Here is a 17,314-nt window from a genome sequence, read left to right on the forward strand (position 1 = left end):
TGCTGATGCCGCAGGGACAACCGAGTCACGTGCCTGCTGACGGGTTGACCACCCGGCAGCGGCGGCACCGACAGTTGCTGATCGTCCACACCGGACAGATGAAGGGGAAGTCCACGGCCGCCTTCGGGCTGGCGTTGCGGGCCTGGACGGCCGGCCTGCCGGTCGGGGTGTTCCAGTTCGTCAAGAGCGCCAAGTGGCGGGTGGGGGAGGAGAACGCCTTCCGGGCGCTCGGCGAGGTGCACGAGCGCACCGGCCAGGGCGCCCCGGTGGCCTGGCACAAGATGGGCGAGGGCTGGTCCTGGATCCAGCGCGGCGGCGACGCCGACCACGCCGCCGACGCCCTGGAGGGCTGGCGGCAGATTCAGCGTGACCTGGCCGCCGAGCGCTACGGGCTGTACGTGCTGGACGAGTTCACCTATCCGATGAAGTGGGGCTGGGTGGACGTCGACGAGGTGGTCGCCACCCTGGCCGACCGGCCCGGCTTCCAACACGTCGTGATCACCGGTCGGGACGCCGACCCGCGCCTGGTCGCCGCCGCCGACCTGGTCGCCGAGCTGACCAAGGTCAAGCACCCGATGGACGCCGGCCAGAAGGGCCAGAAGGGCATCGAGTGGTGAGCGCGCACTGGGCGCTGCCCCGGGTGGTGGTCGCCGCCCCGGCCAGCGGCCACGGCAAGACCACTGTGGCCACCGGGCTGCTCGCCGCGCTGCGCCGTCGGGGTCTGACGGTCAGCCCGCACAAGGTCGGCCCCGACTACATCGACCCTGGCTACCACGCCCTCGCCGCCGGGCGAGCAGGGCGCAACCTCGACCCGTTCCTGGTCGGGGCCGACCGGATCGCTCCGCTGCTGCGCCACGGCGCGAGCGTCCCCACGCCCGCCGACATCGCAGTGGTCGAGGGCGTCATGGGCCTGCACGACGGGGCGGTGGGCCGCCGCGACTACGCGTCCACCGCGCACGTCGCCCGGCTGATCGAGGCACCCGTGCTGCTGGTGCTGGACACCACCGCGCAGGGCCGGTCGGCCGCCGCGCTCACCCTCGGCATGGCCGCGTTCGATCCGGCGGTGCGGATCGGCGGGGTGATCCTCAACCGGGTCGGCTCACCCCGGCACGAGATGCTGCTGCGCGACGCCCTCGCCGAGGTGGGCGTACCGGTGCTCGGGGCGGTCACCCGCGCCGCCGAGGTGGCCGCGCCGGCCCGGCACCTCGGGTTGGTGCCGGTCGCCGAGCGGGCACCCGAATCCGTCGCGATCGTCACCGCGCTCGCCGAACTGGTCGAGGCCACAGTGGACCTCGACGCCGTGCTCGACCTGGCCCGGACCGCCCCGCCACTGACCACCCCGGCGTGGGACCCGGTCGCCGCCGTCGGCGGGCCGGCCGGCGTCGAGCGACCACGGGTCGCCCTCGCCGGTGGTCCGGCCTTCACCTTCTCGTACGCGGAGACCGCCGAACTGCTCGCCGCGGCCGGCGCGGAGGTCGTCACCGTCGACCCGCTGCGCGACCCGGCGCTGCCCACCGGCACCCGGGCGGTGGTGATCGGCGGCGGCTTCCCCGAGGCGTACGCGCAGACACTGGCCGACAACACGGCGCTCCGCGCCGAACTGGCCGACTTCGACGGGCCGATCGTGGCCGAGTGCGCCGGACTGCTCTACCTCGGGCGGTCCCTGGACGGTGTGCCCATGTGCGGCCGACTGGACCTGACCGCCCGGATGACCGAGCGTCTCACCCTCGGCTACCGGGAGGCCCTGGCCGTCACCGACTCCCCGGTGGCGCGCGCCGGCGAGCCCGTACGCGGCCACGAGTTCCACCGCACCGCCACCGACCCGGGGCACGGCGAGACGTCGGCGTGGCGCTGGAACGACACCGAGCACGGCTTCGTCACCGGCGGGGTGCACGCGTCCTACCTGCACACCCACTGGGCCGGTCACCCGGAGGCGGCCCGTCGACTGGTCGAGGCGTGCCGATGAGCGCCGACGCCACGCTCACCGGGGTCGGCGTCGGCCCGGGCGACCCGGAACTGCTCACCGTCAAGGCGGTGCGGCTGCTGCGCGAGGCCGACCTGGTCTTCGTACCGGTGATGGCGGACCGGGTCGCGACCACCGCGACCGCCGGTCCGACGCCACCGGCAACGGACGCCGGGCGGGCCGAGGCGACGGTGCGCTCCCACGTCGCGGCGGACCGGCTGCGCCGGCTGCCGTTCGCGCTGGACGACCGGGGTGGGGTGACCGCCCGCCGGGCGGCGGCCTGGGACGAGGCCGCGCGGGTGGTGGTCGAGGCGATCGACGCGGGGGCGCGGTCCCTCGCGTTCGCCACCATCGGCGACCCCAACGTCTACTCGACCTTCGGCTACCTGGCCCAGAGCGTCCGGGCGCTGCGCCCGGCGGTGCGGGTGGCGACCGTGCCCGGCATCACCGCCATGCAGGAGCTGGCGGCGCGCAGCGGCACCCCGCTCTGTGAGGGACGCGAACCGCTCACCCTGCTGCCGGCCACCGCGGGCCTGGCGCTCTTCGCGGACGCCCTGGCCGGGCCGGGCACCGTTGTCGCCTACAAGGGCTGGCGGCGGCACCCGGAGTTGCTCGCCGAGCTGCGCCGGCAGGGTCGTCTCGCCGACGCCGTGCTCGGACGCAGCCTGGGGCTGCCCGGTGAACGGATCGGGCCGGTCGACAACACCGAGCACGACCTGCCGTACCTGTCGACGCTGCTGGTTCCGGCCCGCCGCGAGCACCGAGGAGGAAAGCTGTGACCAGCGACGGCAAGGTGTGGTTCGTCGGAGCCGGCCCGGGGGCGGCGGACCTGCTGACCCTTCGGGCCGCGCGGGTGATCGCCGAGGCGGACATCGTGATCTGGGCGGCGAGCCTGGTGCACGCCGACGTGCTCCACCACGCCCGCACCGGCGCGGAGATCGTCGACTCGTCGCAGCTACCGATCGAGGGCGTGCTGCCGCTCTACGAGCGGGCCGCCGAGCAGGGGTTGACAGTGGCTCGGATCCACTCCGGAGACCCGGCGCTGTGGGGCGCGGTGCAGGAGCAGCTGGACCTGTGCCGGGCCCTCGGCCTGGCCGTCGAGATCGTGCCCGGGGTGTCCTCGTTCACCGCCGTCGCGGCGATCGTCGGACGGGAGCTGACAGTGCCCGAGGTGGCCCAGTCGGTGATCCTCACCCGCCTCGAAGGCGGCAAGACCCCGATGCCGCCCGGCGAGCGCGTCCGCGACTTCGCCCGACACGGCACCACAATGGCGCTCTTCCTCTCCGCCGCCCGATCCGGACAGGTGCAGGCCGAACTGCTGGCCGGCGGCTACCCGGAGGACACCCCGGCCGTGGTGGCGTACCAGGCGACCTGGCCCGACGAACTGGTGGTGCGCTGCACGGTCGGCACCCTGGAGGCGACGGTCAAGCAGCACAAACTGTGGAAGCACACCCTGTTCCTGGTCGGGCCGGCCCTCGCCGCCGAGGGCACCCGCTCGCACCTGTACCACCCCGGGCACTTCCACACCTTCCGCCGCGCCGAGCCGGCCGCCCGCGCCGAGCTGCGTCGCCAGGCCAGCGCGCGTACCGGGGGGACCGCCACACCGGGGCACACACCGTGACGTACGCCGAACCGCCGCTGCGCGAACCGGACCTGCCGCGTACCGCGAAGGTCCGGCCCACCGCGCTGCGCACCGGCTGGACCACCGGCGCGTGCGCGACGGCGGCAACCAAGGCCGCGGTCACCGCGCTTGTCACCGGCACCACCCAGCAGGAGGTGGAGATCGGCCTGCCCGCCGGACGCCGGGTGCGCTTCCCGGTGGAGCGCTGCGAGGTGACCGGCACCCCACCGGTCCGCGCCGAGGCGGTGGTGGTCAAGGACGCCGGGGACGACCCGGACGTCACCCACGGCGCCGAGCTGACCGCCACCGTCAACTGGACCGACGTCCCCGGCCTACGGCTCGCCGGCGGTGCCGGGGTCGGCACGGTCACCAAACCCGGCCTCGGGCTCGCGGTCGGCGGCCCGGCCATCAACGACACCCCCCGCCGGATGATCGGCGAGGCGGTGGCCGAGGTGGTCGACCTCAGCGAGGTCGGCGTCCGGGTGGTGATCAGCGTGCCCCGGGGCGAGATCATGGCCCGCAAGACCACCAACCGCCGGCTCGGCATCCTCGGCGGGATCTCGATTCTCGGCACCACCGGGATCGTCCGCCCCTTCTCCACCGCGTCGTGGCGGGCCAGCGTCGTGCAGGCCGTGCACGTGATGGCTGCCCAGGGCGAGCCGACAGTGGTGCTCTGCACCGGCGGGCGTACCGAGCGGGCCGCCCGCGCGCTCCTGCCCGACCTGCCCGAGGTCTGCTTCGTCGAGGTCGGCGACTTCACCGGGGCCGCGGTGACCGCCGCGGTGGGTGACGCGATGACCGGTGTGGTCTTCGTCGGCATGGCCGGCAAGCTCGCCAAACTCGCGGCAGGCATCCTGATGACCCACTACACCCGCTCCACTGTGGACCTCTCCCTGCTCGGCGCGGTGACCGCCGAGGCCGGCGGCGACCCGTCGCTGGTCGCCGCCGTGACCGAGGCGAACACCGGGCGGCACGCGTACGAGCTGTGGGAGGCCGCCGGGCTGCTCGCCCCGGCCGGCGACCTGCTCTGTCAGCGGGTCCGCCAGGTGCTGCGACGCTTCGCCGGGCCGACGGTCACCGTGGACGTGGCGATGGTCGACTTCGCCGGAGCGCACGTCGTCGCCTCGTCCGGCCGGTGGCCCCGGTGAGCGGCGTGACTGTGGTCGGTCTGGATGCCGCGGGCGCCCCGCCGCACCCGGCGCTCGCCCCGGTGCTCGCCGCCGCCGGGCTGGTGGTCGGCGCGGCCCGGCACCTGGCCGCGGTGCCGGTACCGGCCGGCGCGGACACCATCACCCTCGGGCCGCTCGCCCCCGCCCTGGGCCGCCTCGCCGAGGCCGCCGACGCCGGGGTGCCCGCCGTGGTGCTGGCCAGCGGCGATCCCGGCCTGTTCGGCATCGTCCGGCGGCTGCGCGCGGCCGGGCTGCCGCTGCGGGTGGTGCCGGCGGTGTCCAGTGTGGCCGCCGCGTTCGCCCGCGCCGGGCTGCCCTGGGACGGCGCGGCTGTGGTCAGCGCGCACGGGCGCGACCCCCGAGCCGCACTGAACGCCTGCCGGGCGCTGCCGTTGGTCGCCGTGCTCACCGCGCCCGGCGCCGGCGCCGCCGAGCTGGGCGGCGGCCTGATCGGCTGGTCCCGCCGCCTGCTGGTCGCCGAGCACCTGGGCACCGCCGCCGAACGGATCCGCGCGGTGACCCCCGAGCAGGCCGCCGCCGAGACCTGGGCCGACCCGCACGTCCTGCTCAGCCTCGCCGACGGCGCAACCGCCGGTCCCGCGCCCGCCGACGTCGTACCCGCCGCGTCCGCGCCCACCGACGGCGCGCTCGATCGGGCCACGGTCGGCGGGATGCGCGCCGACAACCAGCCCGCCGCCGCGCCGGCTGGCGGCTGGGCGCTGCCGGAGGACCGGTACGCCCACCGCGACTCCATGATCACGAAGTCGGAGGTGCGCGCCCTCGTCGTCGCCCGGCTACGTCCCCGACTGGGCCGGCTGATCTGGGACATCGGTGCGGGCAGCGGCTCGGTCGGCATCGAGTGCGCGCTGCTCGGCGCGGCCGTGCTCGCCGTCGAACAGGATCCCGAGGCCGGCGCGACCGTCCAGGCCAACGCCGCCGCGCACGCCGTGCACGTCCGGCTGGTCACCGGTCGTGCCCCGGCGGCCCTGGCCGACCTCCCCGAGCCGGACGCGGTCTTCGTCGGCGGTGGCGGTGTCGACGTCCTCACCGCCGTGGTGGCCCGTCGACCCGAGCGGGTGGTGCTCACCCTGGCCGCACTGGACCGGGTCGCACCGGCCGTGGGTCTCCTGCGCGCCGCCGGCTACACCGTCGAGGGCAGCCAGCTCTCCGCCGCCCGCCTCGCCGACCTGCCCGGCGGGTCGATCCGCCTCGCGGCCACCAATCCGGTGGTCGTCCTCACCGGGGAGCGCCAGTGACCGACCAGAACCCACCCGCCCGGATCGGCCTGGTGGCGGCCACCGCCGCCGGCCGCCGGCACGCCGACACCCTGGCCGCCGCGTGGCCGCACGCCCGGCTGGTCGAGGGGGAGACCGTCGCCGACGCGCTGCGGACCGCCTGGGCCGTGTGTGACGCGGTGATCGCGTTCCTGGCCACCGGGGCGGTGGTGCGGATCGTGGCGCCGCTGCTCGACGACAAGCGCACCGACCCGGCGGTGGTGGTCGTCGACGAGGCCGCCCGGCACGCCGTGGCGCTGCTCGGTGGGCACGCCGGCGGGGCCAACGCCCTCGCCGAGCAGGTCGCCGACCTGCTGGACGCCCGACCGGTGATCACCACAGCCACCGACGCTGTCGACCTGCCGGGGCTGGACACCCTCGGCTGGCCCGTGCAGGGCGCGGTCGCCGCGGTGTCCCGGGCCATCCTGGACGGCGAGCCGGTCCGGCTGGTCGCCGACGTCGACTGGCCACTGCCCGCCCTGCCCCCGAACGTGCGCGCCGCCGACGGCGACACCACGGAGGAGGACACGTCGGACGGCGGGTACCGGCTGCTGGTCACCGACCGGGTCGTGCCGCCCGACGAGCGGACCGCCGTGCTGCGGCCGCCGTCGCTGGTCGCCGGCGTGGGCGCGAGTAGGGGCGTACCCGCCGCCGAGGTGACGGAGCTGCTGCACCGGGTGCTGGCCGAGGCCGGCCTCGACCCGGCGAGCCTGCGCTGCCTGGCCACCGCCGACATCAAGGCCGACGAGGCGGGCATCCGCAGCACCGCCGACGCGCTCGGCGTACCCCTGGTGACCTGGCCGGCGACGCGGCTGGCGGCGGTCGACGTGCCGCACCCCAGCGAGGTGGTCCGCGCCGCGGTCGGCACGCCGAGCGTGGCGGAGGCCGCGGCCCTGCTCGGCACGGACGGCCGGGCCGACGACGCGACGCTGCTGGTGGGCAAGACCGCGACGGCGATGGCCACCGTGGCGGTGGCCCGGCACGCGCCACGTGGCCGGCTGGCCGTCGTCGGCCTCGGACCGGGCGCCGCCGACCTGCGCACCCCGCGTGCGGTGGCCGAGTTACGTCGCGCCGCCGTGGTGGTCGGCCTCGACCAGTACCTGGACCAGGTCCGCGACGTGCTCCGACCGGGGACCCGGGTGCTCTCCAGCGGGTTGGGCGCGGAGGAGGCACGGGCGCGCGCCGCCGTCGCCGAGGCCGCCGCCGGCCGGGCGGTCGCGCTGATCGGCTCCGGCGACGCCGGGGTGTACGCGATGGCCAGCCCCGCCCTGGAGTACGCCGACGAGCGGATCGACGTGGTGGGCGTACCCGGAGTCACCGCCGCACTGGCCGCCGGGGCGCTGCTCGGCGCGCCGCTCGGCCACGACCACGCCTACCTGAGCCTGTCCGATCTGCACACCCCGTGGGACGTCATCGAGCGGCGGGTGACCGCCGCCGCCGAGGGTGACTTCGTCACGCTCTTCTACAACCCGCGCAGCCGGGCCCGCGACTGGCAGCTCGGCAAGGCACTCGGCATCCTCGCCGCGCACCGGCCACCGGACACCCCGGTCGGCGTGGTGCGCAACGCCAGCCGCCCCGGCGAACGGGTGCACCTCGCGACAGTGGCCACGCTCGACCCGTCCATCGTCGACATGTACAGCGTCGTGGTCGTCGGCAGCACCGACACGCGACTGGTCGCCGGCCGGATGGTCACACCCCGGGGGTACCGGTGGCGCTCGTGACGATCGACGCCTGCCAGGGCTGCGGGGCCTGCCTGCTCACCTGCCCCACGCACGCGATCCGGCCGGTCGCCGGCGGCCTCACCGTCCGCGCCGACCGGTGCACCGGCTGCCTGGAGTGCCTGGAGATCTGCCCGGTCGACGCGATCCGCGTCGTCGAGCCCGACAGTGCTGAAGGAGCCCGATGAACCGGGTGGTGCACCCCATCGAGGTCGAGTCGTACCGCATCCTGCGCGAGCGCGTCGACCTGTCGCACCTACCGCCGCTGAGCCGAGCGGTGACCGAGCGGGTGGTGCACGCCAGCGCCGACCTCGCGTACGTCGACGAGCTGGTCTGCGACGAGGCCGCCCTGGAGTCGGGGCTGGCCACGCTGCGCGCCGGGGCGCCAGTGGTCACCGACGTGGCGATGGTCGCCGCCGGCATCACCCGGGCCGGCCTGGAACTGGTCTGCCCGGTAGCCGAGCCGGCCGCCGCCGCCCTGGGCCGCACGGCCGGCATCACCCGCTCGGCGGCGGCCGTCCGGATCGCCCTGGAGCGGGTCGGACCGGGCGCGGTCTGGGTGGTCGGCTGCGCGCCCACGGCGCTTGTCGAACTACTCACGCTGGGCGCCGCGCCGGCGCTGGTCGTCGGTCTGCCGGTCGGCTTCGTGGGCGCCGCCGAGTCGAAGGCGGCGCTGCGGGCCAGCGGCCTGCCCGCCGTGTCCAACGTGGGTGAGAAGGGTGGCTCGGCGGTCGCCGCCGCCGCCCTCAACGCCCTGCTCTACGTCGAGGAGAAGTCATGACCGGGTTGGTCATCGTCGGGCACGGCACGCGTAGCGCGGCCGGGGTCGAGCAGTTCGCCGCTCTCGTCGAGCGGGTCCGCGGTCGCTGTGACATCGGCGACGTCGAGGGCGGCTTCATCGAGCTGTCCCGCCCACCGTTGACCGACGCGGTCGGCGCGCTCGTCGCCCGCGGGCACCGGGCGCTGGTGGCGCTGCCGCTGGTACTCACCGGCGCCGGCCACGGCAAGGGCGACATCCCGGCCGCGATGGCCCGGGAGCAGCAGCGCCACCCCGGGCTGAGCTACCGCTACGGTCGTCCGCTCGGCCCCCATCCGCTGCTGCACGAAGCCCTCGAACAACGCATCGACACCGCACTTGCCGCTTCGGACCGGGCCGGCACGGCGCTGGCGGGTGCCGACCGGGCCGGCACGGAGCTGCCCGGTGCCGACCGGGCTGGCACGTGGGTCGCGTTGATCGGGCGGGGGTCCACCGACCCGGACGCCAACGCCGAGGTCGCCAAGGTCGCCCGGCTGCTCTGGGAGGGGCGCGGCTACGCGGGCGTGGAGCCGGGCTTCATCTCCCTGGCGCAACCGTCGGTGCCGGAGGTGCTGGAGCGGCTGCGCCGCCTCGGCGCGCGACGGATCGTGGTGGCGCCGTACTTCCTGTTCGCCGGGGTGCTGCCGGACCGGATCGTCGCCCAGTCGGCCGAGTTCGCCGCCGCCCACCCCGACCTGGACGTCCGCGTCGCCGAGGTGATCGGCGACTGTGACGCCCTCGCCGACCTCGTCCTGGAGCGGTACGCCGAGGCGCTGGGCGGGGACATCCGGATGAACTGCGACACCTGCGCGTACCGGGTGTTGATGCCCGGCTTCGCGGACAAGGTGGGTCGCCCGCAACGCCCGCACGACCACCCCGACGACCCGGTCGGCCACCACCACCACGGCCACCACCACCACGGGCACGACCACCACGGGCACGCACACCACGGCCACGGCTCGGTCGCCGTGGTCGGCGGCGGGCCGGGGCCTGACGACCTGATCACGGTACGTGGAAAGGCGCTGCTCGACGCGGCGGACGTCGTGGTGGTCGACCGACTCGCCCCGCAGGGGCTGCTCGCCGGGCTGCGCCCCGACGTGCTGGTGGTCGACGCCGCGAAGGTGCCCCGTGGCCCGTCGATGGCCCAGGAGGCGATCAACGAGGCCCTGGTGTCGCACGCCCGCGCCGGTCGCCGGGTGGTCCGGCTCAAGGGCGGTGACCCGTACGTCTTCGGGCGCGGCCACGAGGAGGTGCAGGCCTGCGTGGCGGGCGGCGTACCGGTGACTGTGGTCCCGGGGGTGAGCAGTGCGCTCGCCGCCCCGGCCCTCGCCGGCGTACCTGTGACGCACCGGGGTGTGGCGCACGACGTCACAGTCGTGTCCGGACACCTGCCGCCCGGGCACCCCGACTCGCTCGTCGACTGGGCGGCGCTGGCCCGGGCCCGGGGCACCGTCGTGCTGCTGATGGCCGTCGACACCATCGCCAAGATCGCGACCGTGCTGATCGAGCACGGCCGTGCCCCGGAGACCCCGGTGCTGGCCGTGCAGGACGCCGGGCTGCCCGCGCAGCGGTCCGTGCCCGCCCGGCTGGACGAGATCGGCGCCGCCGCCGCCCGGGAAGGTGTCGGCCCGCCCGCCGTCTTCGTCCTCGGCCCGGTGGTCGCCCTCACCACCACCGGGCCGACGGTCTGACGACTACTCGCTGCGGGCGGTCTCCGGCCCGGTGATGCGTTCCAGCAGCGGCAGGGTGGAGGCGATGACGCCGAGGCAGGCGGCCAACCCGACGACGACGATCACGTAGAAGCGCGGCTCCGGCGCGACGAGCGTGTAGTCCATCTGCGCCCGCAGGAACAGGTGGGCGGCCAGCAGGCCCATGCCGATGGCGACGGCGGCGACGGCGAGCATCGGTACGGCGCTCTCCAGCGCCACCACCCGACGCAGTATCCGCACCGGCGCGCCGCTGAGGCGCAGGAGGCTGAACGGGCGTCGGCGTTCGGTGAGACCGCCGATGACGCTGACCGCGAGGCTGCACCCGCCGAGCGCGAGACTGGCCACGATGATGACGTTGGCCAGTTGTTCCCAGCCGCGCATCGTGTTGGCGAAGTCCGACTCGAAGTCGCCGGGCACGTTCGGCCCCGTCCAGAAGGTCGGGAAGGCGACCTCCAGCACGGTGCGGGTGCGCTCGACGGCGGCGGCGGAGCCGTCCGTGCCGACGACCATCGCCCCGACCGGTAGCCGTTGGAGTTCGTCGAGGGTGAGCGACGCGGCCGGCCAGACCGTCGCGGGCGACGCCGACTCCCGCCAGCGGCTGAGGCCGAACGGCACCTCGATGACGCTCGCGCCGTCGGCGCACCGACCGTACGCGCTCGGGAGGTCGGTGCACGCGATCACCCCGACCTCGCCGGAGTCGGTCACCACCGGGTTCTCGCGGATGGCGGTCGAGGACCGCACACCGGTGATCGCCCGTAGCTCGGCGAAGAGCGTGTCGGGCACCGACGTCGTCTTCTCGTCGAAGACGGTGGTCACTGTGCCCGCGTCGGTCGAGCCGGTGGGCGCCGGGCCACGGTTGGCGACGATCGTGGTGATCACGCCGACGGCCACACTCGTCACGAAGAGCGCGAGCATGATGCCGCTGATCGCCCGGAAGCCGGCCTTCGGGTTGTCGGCCAGGCGGCGCGCGGCGATGAGCGTGGCCGGGCGGTTGGCGTACCGGGCCAGGACCCGGGCACCGACCATCGTCAGCCACGGGCCGGCGATCACCAGGCCGGCCATGATGAGCAGCAGACCGGGCAGGAAGATCGCGGTCTGGCCGTCGGACGACTCGGGTCGGTAACCGAGCGCGAACACCAGCACGGCAACACCGAGCAGAGCCGGAATCAACCGGTACGCGCGCGGTGCCCGTGGGGTGACCCGGCGGGTGACGCCCAGCGGCGAGATCCGTACGCGGCGCAGCGAGACCTGGGCCGCCAGCGCCGCGCCGGCCGGGACGCCGAGCGCCACGAGCAGGACGTTCAGCACGCCCAGGGACATGTCGCTGGGGAAGAACGGCATGCCGGTGAACGGGATGCTCGCGAGCGGGTCGCGGAAGGCGTAGAACAGGCCGAAGCCGACGGCGGTGCCGGCGACTGCGGCGGCTGCCGCCTCCACCGCGGCGACCATCGAGATCTGCCGGGGTGTCGCACCGACCAGGCGCATCGCGGCGAAGCGCTGCTCCCGGCGGGCGGCGCTGAGGCGGGTGGCGGTGCCGATGAAGATCAGCACCGGGAACAGCAACCCGCCGGCGATCACGCCCAGGATGAGGTTCACCGTGGCCTCGGGGAGGGCCGGGCTGTCGCCGACCCTGGTGACCTGCTGCGCGTTGGGCAGTTTGCCGACCTGGTCGGGGGTGCCACCGGCGATGACGAGCAGGGTGTCCGGCGAGGTCAGCGCGGCCGGACCAACGGTGCCGAGGTCACGCCCCGGGTAGCGGTCGCCCAGTTGGTCGGCCGGGTGGTCGGCCAGCAGTTCGCGAAACGCGGGCGAGGCGTAGTACTCGCCGGGCCCCGGAGTGCTCGGGATACCGACCGGGGTCGGCGCTGTCGAGCCGGTGGCGGCGACGTCGATCCGAATGATCTGCTTGCCGTGGAAGTAGTCCTGCCGGTTCGACCACCACAGCGGGTCGGCGTCGCCGGCCGAGGCGTTGGGATACATCGACGCGTACCGGGTGAGCTGGGCGTTGACCGCGTTGACCCCGGCGAGGGTGGTCAACAGCAGCCCGCTGCCGATCGCGACGGCGGCGGCGATGACGATCAGGCGGGTGAGCGCCTCACGGCCGCCCGCCAGGACGAGGCGGAGCCCGAAGCGGATCACGAGGCGATCCGGTCCGGCGCGTTCACGCGCCCGTCGCGGACCATGACCTCGCGGTCGGCGTACGCCGCGATCCTGGGCTCGTGGGTGACCAGGATGACAGTGGTGCCCTGCTCGCGGGCGGCGCCGACCAGCAGGTCCATCACCTGTTCGCCGGTGAGCGAGTCGAGCGCGCCGGTCGGCTCGTCGGCGAAGAGCACCTGCGGCTCAGCGACCAGGCCGCGGGCCAGGGCGACGCGTTGCGCCTGCCCGCCGGAGAGTTCACCCGAGCGCCGTTGCTCCAGGCCGTCCAGGCCGAGGCGCGCGAACCAGTCGTACGCCTTGGGCAGCGCCTGCTTTCGGCGTACGCCGCTGAGCAGCAGTGGCAGCGCGACGTTCTCCACCGCGGTGAGCTCGGGGACGAGTTGACCGAACTGGAACACGAAACCGAACCGGTCCCGGCGCAGGCTGCTGCGCTCGGTCTCGGCCATGGCGTGCACCCCGGCCCCGTCGAAGAGGATCTCGCCGGAGTCGGGCACCAGGATGCCGGCCAGGCAGTGCAGCAGGGTGGACTTGCCCGAGCCGCTGGGGCCCATGACGGCGAGGATCTCACCGGCCTCCACGGCGACGTTGGCGCCGCGCAGGGCGGGGGTCTGACCGAAGGAGAACTCCACGTCGCGCGCTTCGATCACGACGCTCACGGCCGCACCTCTTTCCGCAGGGCGTCCAGTCGGGCGCCGGTCATCTCGATCCATCGGAGGTCCGCCTCGAGGTGGTAGAGGCCGTGGTCGGCGAGCAGCGCGTCCACCAGGCTGCCGGCGCGCTTGATCTCGGTCAGCTCACGCATGCGGTGCAGGTGCGCGCTGCGCTGGGTGTCGAGGTATTCGGCGGCCGGCCGGTCCAGCATCAGCGCGAGCACGACCTTGGCGAAGAGCACCGTCTGCAGGTGTGGCTCCGGGTCGACCGGCTGGGTCAGCCACTGCTCGACCTCGGTCGCGCCGACGTCGGTGATGATGTAGCGCTTGCGGTCGGGGCCGGAGCCGGGGGCGACGTCGCTGATCACCACCTTGCCGTCGCGGGCCAGCCGGCTGAGGGTGGAGTAGACCTGGCCGAACGGCAGTGGCTTGCCCCGGCCAAAGAAGGCGTCGTAGTCGCGCTTCAGGTCGTATCCGTGGCTGGGCTCCCGTTCGAGGAGGCCGAGGAGGGTCAGTGGCACGCTCATGCCAGCAGAATACACTGAGGGTATACCCCGCGTATATACCCTCAGTGTGTTGCGGGTCGTGCCTGGTCAGCCGGTCAGGGCGCGGGCCAGGGCGTAGCCGGCGGTGGCCGCGGCGAGCCCGGCGGCCACGCTGCCCAGCGCGTTGGTCAGCGCGAGGAGTCGATGGCCGCTCCTGGTCAGCCGCAGCGTCTCGTAGCTGAACGTGGAGTAGGTGGTCAGCGCGCCGCAGAACCCGGTGCCGAGCAACGCGCTGACCGCCGGGTCGGCCGGCCACCCGACCAGGACGCCGAGCAGCAGCGACCCGGCCACGTTGACGAGTAGCGTGCCCCAGGGGAACGCCGAGCCGTGCCGGGACTGCACGGCCCGGTCGGTGAGGTAGCGCAGCGGCGCGCCGACGGCCGCACCCAGGGCGATCAGCAGCACCGTCATCGGGTCGCCCGCCGCAGCAGCCCGGCGGTGAGGGCGTCGCCCAAGCCGACGGCGACGAGCGCCCCGAGCACCGTCGCGGCGAGATACGCCAGCGCGGTGCCCGGTGCGCCCGCGACGAGCGCCTGCTGGACGTCGACCGCGTAGGTGGAGAAGGTGGTGAACCCGCCCAGCACCCCCACCCCGAGGAACGGGCGAGCCAGGGGGTGTCCACCGTCGAGGTGCCCGAGCACCGCCATCAGCACGCCGATCAGCAGGCAGCCGGACGTGTTGATGCTGAACGTGGCCCACGGGAAGCCGGTCGTTGGGTGCGGGGCGACGTGTTGCAGGCCGGCCCGGGCCAGCGCGCCGAGCATCCCGCCGGCCGCGATCGTGGCGAGGATCGTCGCTGGGCGCGTGGTCAGCTCGCGGCGGTCGGCGGGAACGCGCAGGTCGACGTCGGGGTCGGTACGTGGCTCGAACGGCTCTGGCACGACTCCTCAGCGTAGTGCCGGCGGCAGCGGCGTCAGCGCGCTGCCGCCCACAGCGGCGTCAGTTACTGCCGGCGGCAGCGCGTCAGCGCACCGCCGCGACCGCGGCGTCCGGTCCGCCTCGCCAGAGGGTGCCCACCTCGCTGAAGCCGGCCGCGGTGAGCGCGGCCAGGTGCCAGGAGACTGGCGGGTTCCACTCGGGGCTGTGCCCGGTCGGGTAGATCGAGTGTCGCTGGGCGACCAGCGGGGCGAGCGCCGGGTCGGCGCCGGCCCGCGCCCACCAGTCCGACCAGGACAGCATCGAGCCGGCGGTGTACCGGGCGTTGCGGCGGTCCCGGGCGCGGTCCATCAGCCGCTTGGTCAGCTCCGGCAGCGTGTCGTCGGGCATGTGGTCGGCGTTGACGAAGACGCCGCCCGGTCGCAGCACGTCGCGTAGCTCGGCGTAGAGCTGCCCGAGGCGGTCGGCTGGCAGCCAGTGCAGGGCGGTGGCGGTGAGCACGGCGTCGTACTCGTGGTGGGGGAGCGTGGATCGCCAGTCGGGGGTGCCGAGGTCGGCCGTGATGATGGTGGCCCGGTCGGCCAGCGAGGCGCCGGCGATGGCGAGCAGCGCCGGGTCGAGGTCGACAACTGTCGTCTCTGCGGCGGGGAAGCGCGCAAGCGTCCGCAGCGAGATGGTGCCGGTGCCGCCGGCCAGGTCGAGCACGCGCGGTGGCCGGCCGTCGAGGACCGCGTCGACGGCGTCGAGCATGGCGGTGAACCGGTGTTCCCGGTCCGGGAGGTAGGCCTCCTGCTGGCGGTCCCAGCTCTCCTGCCAGGCCCAGGGATCCACGATGTAAGGACTCATGGCGATGAGGCTAGTTACGGCGCGAGTCCGTTGTCCAGACCTTGTTGCACATCTTTTGCAATTGCGAGAAGATGGCAGGGCGATGATCAGAGTGACGCCGGGTCGGGCATCAGCCCGGCCCGGCGTCGTCCTCCTGGCGGGGTCAGACCGTGGCGTCCACCTGGCTCGCGTCGGCTCGGGCTGGCTCGTCGCGACGGGCCAGCCGCAGCGCGCCGAGGAGCACGCCCAGGCCGGCCAGGGTCAGCGCGGCGCCGGCCCAGATCGGCGAGGTGTAGCCGAGTCCGGCGGCGATGGTCACACCGCCGATCCAGGCGCCCAACGCGTTGCCGAGGTTGAACGCGGCGATGTTCGCCCCGGACGCGAGCGTCGGCGCCTGGTGGGCGTACCGCATGATCCGCATTTGCAGCGGCGGCACGGTGGCGAAGCCGAACCCACCCATCAGCACCAGCGCGACGATGGTCAGCACCGGGTTCGTGGCGGTCAACGCGAAACCGACGAGCACCACGGTGAGCACCGCCAGGACGGTGACCAGGGTGCGCGACAGTGACCTGTCGGCCGCCCGACCGCCGAGCAGGTTGCCCGCGAACAGCCCCACTCCGAAGAGGACGAGCAGCCACGGCACGGTGCTGGTGGCGAAGCCGCTGACCTCGGTGAGCGTGTAGGCGATGTAGGTGAACGCGCCGAACATCCCACCGAAACCCAGGACGGTGATCACCAGGGAGAGCCAGACCTGGGCGTGGGTGAAGGCCCGCAACTCGCCGCGCAGCCCACCGGCTGGGCGGTCGGCGTTGGCGGTGTCGCCCGCCGGGACGAGCAGGGCCAGCCCGATCAGGGCGACCACCCCGATGGCGGTGATCGCCCAGAACGTCGACCGCCAGCCGAAGTGCTGCCCGAGGAAGGTGCCGAACGGCACGCCGAGCACGTTCGCGATGGTCAGGCCGGCGAACATCATGGCGATGGCGCCCGCCCGGCGGGCCGGTGCGACCAGGCCGGCGGCGACGACGGCGCCGATGCCGAAGAACGCGCCGTGGCAGAGCGCGGCGACGATCCGGCCGGCCATCATTACGGCATAGTCGCCGGCGACGGCGGAGAGCAGGTTGCCGATGATGAAGAGCACCATCAGGCCGAGCAGCACCGGTTTGCGCGGCAGTCGGGTGACCGCGGCGGTGAGGACGACCCCGCCGACGGCCACGCTGAGCGCGTAGCCGGAGATCAACCAGCCGGCCACCGGTTCGGTGACCGCGAAGTCGGCGGCCACCTCGGGCAACAGCCCCATGATCACGAACTCGGTGAGCCCGATGCCGAAGGCGCCGATGGCCAGCGCGATCAGGCCGGGCGGCAGGGACTTTTGGCGTACGGACATGGTCTTCCCATCGGGAGGGGGCAGATATGCGGCGCGTGCAACTACACGCGCCAGCAACGAAATACTTGCACGCGCTTTATATCGGCGCAAGCGTGGTAGCCTGGGACCCGTCCAGATCACACCGAGGAGGCCGGCATGGGCATCGCCGACGACGCGGTCGAGATCCGCGCGCAGGGCTGGCGCACCCTCGCCGCCCTGCACGGGCTGATCGAGACCTCCCTGGAACGGGCCCTGCAGGCCGGCCACGGCCTCTCCGTCGTCGAATACACGGTGCTCGACGCGCTCTCCCGGCAGGACGGCTGGCACATGCGGATGAGCCAGCTCGCCCGCGCCGCCGCGCTCTCCGGCAGTGCCACCACCCGGCTGGTCACCCGCCTGGAGCAGCGAGGACTGCTCACCCGCATCCTCTGCGCCGACGACCGACGCGGCATCTACACCGAGCTGACCCCGGCCGGCTCCGAGCTGCTCGCCCAGACCCGACCGACCCACGACCGGGTGCTCACCGACGCGCTCGCCGAAGCGGAGGCCACCCCCGAGCTGGCACCGCTGGTCGACGCCCTGCACCGGCTGCCGGCCGCCCGCTGACCGTCCGGCCGGCCCGGGGTGACGGCGGGCGTACGGTAC

The 17,314-nt window shown here is 74.3% G+C and carries 17 protein-coding genes and 1 pseudogene; 11 read left to right on the top strand and 7 right to left on the bottom strand.

Annotated elements, in window-relative coordinates; genetic code table 11:
- Positions 1 to 5: 5 nt before the first annotated feature.
- The 10 genes and pseudogenes from cobO to cobA all read left to right on the top strand — a co-directional run bounded on the left by cobO (position 6) and on the right by cobA (position 10,232).
- Entirely contained in the window at positions 6 to 617 is a 612-nt protein-coding gene (cobO, locus tag IW248_RS08955; protein ID WP_196926558.1) for a cob(I)yrinic acid a,c-diamide adenosyltransferase, read from the top strand.
- The gene (locus IW248_RS08960) at positions 611 to 1,966 is read left to right on the top strand and encodes a cobyrinic acid a,c-diamide synthase CobB (protein WP_196926559.1); all 1,356 of its coding nucleotides are present in this window, start codon (positions 611 to 613) and stop codon (positions 1,964 to 1,966) included. Before cobO ends, IW248_RS08960 begins: the two co-directional genes overlap by 7 nt.
- Positions 1,963 to 2,742, top strand: coding sequence for a precorrin-2 C(20)-methyltransferase (gene cobI / locus IW248_RS08965; protein WP_196926560.1), 780 nt, complete (start codon positions 1,963 to 1,965; stop codon positions 2,740 to 2,742). The genes IW248_RS08960 and cobI overlap by 4 nt, the downstream gene beginning before the upstream one ends.
- Positions 2,739 to 3,584, top strand: a complete 846-nt coding sequence (gene cobM / locus IW248_RS08970) for a precorrin-4 C(11)-methyltransferase (protein ID WP_196926561.1) — start codon at positions 2,739 to 2,741, stop codon at positions 3,582 to 3,584. The genes cobI and cobM overlap by 4 nt, the downstream gene beginning before the upstream one ends.
- Positions 3,581 to 4,651 (top strand): annotated as a pseudogene (locus tag IW248_RS08975) (cobalt-precorrin-5B (C(1))-methyltransferase); the annotation flags it as partial. The gene cobM and the pseudogene IW248_RS08975, both read left to right, overlap by 4 nt.
- Positions 4,612 to 6,009, top strand: coding sequence for a precorrin-6y C5,15-methyltransferase (decarboxylating) subunit CbiE (gene cbiE / locus IW248_RS08980; RefSeq protein WP_372432758.1), 1,398 nt, complete (start codon positions 4,612 to 4,614; stop codon positions 6,007 to 6,009). The pseudogene IW248_RS08975 and the gene cbiE, both read left to right, overlap by 40 nt.
- Entirely contained in the window at positions 6,006 to 7,748 is a 1,743-nt protein-coding gene (gene cobJ, locus IW248_RS08985; RefSeq protein ID WP_196926563.1) for a precorrin-3B C(17)-methyltransferase, read from the top strand. The genes cbiE and cobJ overlap by 4 nt, the downstream gene beginning before the upstream one ends.
- On the top strand, positions 7,736 to 7,933 hold the full coding sequence (locus IW248_RS08990) for a DUF362 domain-containing protein (protein ID WP_196926564.1): 198 nt from the start codon (positions 7,736 to 7,738) through the stop codon (positions 7,931 to 7,933). The genes cobJ and IW248_RS08990 overlap by 13 nt, the downstream gene beginning before the upstream one ends.
- Complete coding sequence (locus IW248_RS08995; protein ID WP_196926565.1) at positions 7,930 to 8,526, top strand: precorrin-8X methylmutase; 597 nt, start codon at positions 7,930 to 7,932, stop codon at positions 8,524 to 8,526. The genes IW248_RS08990 and IW248_RS08995 overlap by 4 nt, the downstream gene beginning before the upstream one ends.
- A complete protein-coding gene (cobA, locus tag IW248_RS09000) occupies positions 8,523 to 10,232 on the top strand; it encodes a uroporphyrinogen-III C-methyltransferase (RefSeq protein ID WP_196926566.1) in 1,710 nt (569 codons plus the stop codon). Before IW248_RS08995 ends, cobA begins: the two co-directional genes overlap by 4 nt.
- Before the next feature lie 3 nt (positions 10,233 to 10,235).
- Here cobA and IW248_RS09005 read toward each other — a convergent pair whose 3' ends face one another.
- From IW248_RS09005 to IW248_RS09035, 7 genes are all read right to left on the bottom strand, one after another.
- The gene (locus IW248_RS09005; protein ID WP_196926567.1) at positions 10,236 to 12,389 is read right to left on the bottom strand and encodes an FtsX-like permease family protein; all 2,154 of its coding nucleotides are present in this window, start codon (positions 12,387 to 12,389) and stop codon (positions 10,236 to 10,238) included.
- Positions 12,386 to 13,066, bottom strand: coding sequence for an ABC transporter ATP-binding protein (locus tag IW248_RS09010; RefSeq protein ID WP_124816310.1), 681 nt, complete (start codon positions 13,064 to 13,066; stop codon positions 12,386 to 12,388). Before IW248_RS09010 ends, IW248_RS09005 begins: the two co-directional genes overlap by 4 nt.
- Positions 13,063 to 13,587, bottom strand: a complete 525-nt coding sequence (locus tag IW248_RS09015; protein WP_091398392.1) for a PadR family transcriptional regulator — start codon at positions 13,585 to 13,587, stop codon at positions 13,063 to 13,065. Before IW248_RS09015 ends, IW248_RS09010 begins: the two co-directional genes overlap by 4 nt.
- Before the next feature lie 66 nt (positions 13,588 to 13,653).
- A complete protein-coding gene (gene crcB / locus IW248_RS09020; protein WP_196926568.1) occupies positions 13,654 to 14,016 on the bottom strand; it encodes a fluoride efflux transporter CrcB in 363 nt (120 codons plus the stop codon).
- Positions 14,013 to 14,486, bottom strand: coding sequence for a fluoride efflux transporter FluC (locus IW248_RS09025; protein ID WP_196926569.1), 474 nt, complete (start codon positions 14,484 to 14,486; stop codon positions 14,013 to 14,015). Before IW248_RS09025 ends, crcB begins: the two co-directional genes overlap by 4 nt.
- An 82-nt stretch (positions 14,487 to 14,568) precedes the next feature.
- Entirely contained in the window at positions 14,569 to 15,327 is a 759-nt protein-coding gene (locus tag IW248_RS09030; protein ID WP_196926570.1) for a class I SAM-dependent methyltransferase, read from the bottom strand.
- Between the two features lie 142 nt (positions 15,328 to 15,469).
- Entirely contained in the window at positions 15,470 to 16,690 is a 1,221-nt protein-coding gene (locus IW248_RS09035) for an MFS transporter (protein WP_231396241.1), read from the bottom strand.
- Positions 16,691 to 16,825: 135 nt separating this feature from the next.
- On the opposite strand from IW248_RS09035, the gene IW248_RS09040 reads away from it, so the two are divergent.
- On the top strand, positions 16,826 to 17,275 hold the full coding sequence (locus IW248_RS09040) for a MarR family winged helix-turn-helix transcriptional regulator (protein ID WP_124816318.1): 450 nt from the start codon (positions 16,826 to 16,828) through the stop codon (positions 17,273 to 17,275).
- Positions 17,276 to 17,314 lie beyond the last annotated feature (39 nt).

The sequence above is a fragment of the Micromonospora ureilytica genome, from assembly GCF_015751765.1.
GTDB classification, from domain to species: domain Bacteria; phylum Actinomycetota; class Actinomycetes; order Mycobacteriales; family Micromonosporaceae; genus Micromonospora; species Micromonospora ureilytica.

Coding starts and splice junctions, on each gene's coding strand:
- cobI (WP_196926560.1), top strand. CDS start 1,963: ATGAGCGCCGACGCCACGCTCACCGGGGTCGGCGTCGGCCCGGGCGAC.
- IW248_RS09030 (WP_196926570.1), bottom strand. CDS start 15,327: ATGAGTCCTTACATCGTGGATCCCTGGGCCTGGCAGGAGAGCTGGGAC.
- IW248_RS09040 (WP_124816318.1), top strand. CDS start 16,826: ATGGGCATCGCCGACGACGCGGTCGAGATCCGCGCGCAGGGCTGGCGC.
- cobO (WP_196926558.1), top strand. CDS start 6: ATGCCGCAGGGACAACCGAGTCACGTGCCTGCTGACGGGTTGACCACC.
- IW248_RS08995 (WP_196926565.1), top strand. CDS start 7,930: ATGAACCGGGTGGTGCACCCCATCGAGGTCGAGTCGTACCGCATCCTG.
- crcB (WP_196926568.1), bottom strand. CDS start 14,016: ATGACGGTGCTGCTGATCGCCCTGGGTGCGGCCGTCGGCGCGCCGCTG.
- IW248_RS09035 (WP_231396241.1), bottom strand. CDS start 16,690: ATGTCCGTACGCCAAAAGTCCCTGCCGCCCGGCCTGATCGCGCTGGCC.
- IW248_RS09015 (WP_091398392.1), bottom strand. CDS start 13,587: ATGAGCGTGCCACTGACCCTCCTCGGCCTCCTCGAACGGGAGCCCAGC.
- cobA (WP_196926566.1), top strand. CDS start 8,523: ATGACCGGGTTGGTCATCGTCGGGCACGGCACGCGTAGCGCGGCCGGG.